The organism is Colwellia sp. TT2012 (assembly GCF_001440345.1).
In the GTDB taxonomy this organism is placed as follows: domain Bacteria; phylum Pseudomonadota; class Gammaproteobacteria; order Enterobacterales; family Alteromonadaceae; genus Colwellia.
In genome coordinates this window covers 1-759 of record NZ_LJYX01000163.1, presented here as the reverse complement: position 1 = coordinate 759, position 759 = coordinate 1, and the positions used below count along the sequence as shown (strand labels likewise).

Here is a 759-nt window from a genome sequence, read left to right as displayed (position 1 = left end):
GGGCCCATGGCGGCTTCTTGCCCAAGGGCGTGGGTGGCCTGATCGCGTCCTTTGCCGTGGTGATGTTTGCTTTGGGGGGCTTCGAGATCATCGGCATTACCGCCGGTGAAGCCAAGGACCCGCAACGGGTCATCCCCAAGGCCATCAATGCGGTGCCGCTGCGCATCCTGCTGTTCTACGTGCTGACCCTGTTTGTGCTGATGGCCATCTACCCATGGCCGCAGATCGGCAGCCAGGGCCGCCCGTTCGTGCAGATCTTCAGCAACCTGGGGATCGGCTAGGCGGCGACCATCCTTCATATCGTGGTGATCTCGGCGGCAGTCTCGGCCCTCCAACGTGACCACTTCCGCGCAGGCCGCATGATGCACCGCCTGGCCCCGCAAGGGCAGGCGCACAAGGGCTTTGCGCAACTCACGCGCCCCGGCGTGCCCTGGCTGACCGTGGGGGTGGTGGGCGCGGCGCTGCTCGGCGGGGTGGTGTTGAACTACCTGATCCCGGAAAACGTGTTCCTGGTGATTGCCTCGATTGCCACTTTCGCCACGGTGTGGGTGTGGCTGATGATCCTGGTCACCCAGGTGGCGATGCGCCGCTCGATGACCAAGGAGCAGGTCGCCGAACTGAAATTCCCGGTACCGTTCTGGCCTTACGCGCCGGCGGCGGCCATTGTGTTCATGCTGTTTATTTTTGGCGTACTCGGCTACTTCCCGGACACCCAGGCCGCGTTGCTGGTTGGCGCCGCGTGGATTGTGCTGCTGGTCG

Annotated in this window: 1 pseudogene; it reads left to right on the top strand. The window is 64.2% G+C overall.

What is annotated here, in order from left to right:
- Window positions 1–62: 62 nt before the first annotated feature.
- A pseudogene (locus ASU03_RS21280) lies at window positions 63–759 on the top strand (hypothetical protein); the annotation flags it as partial.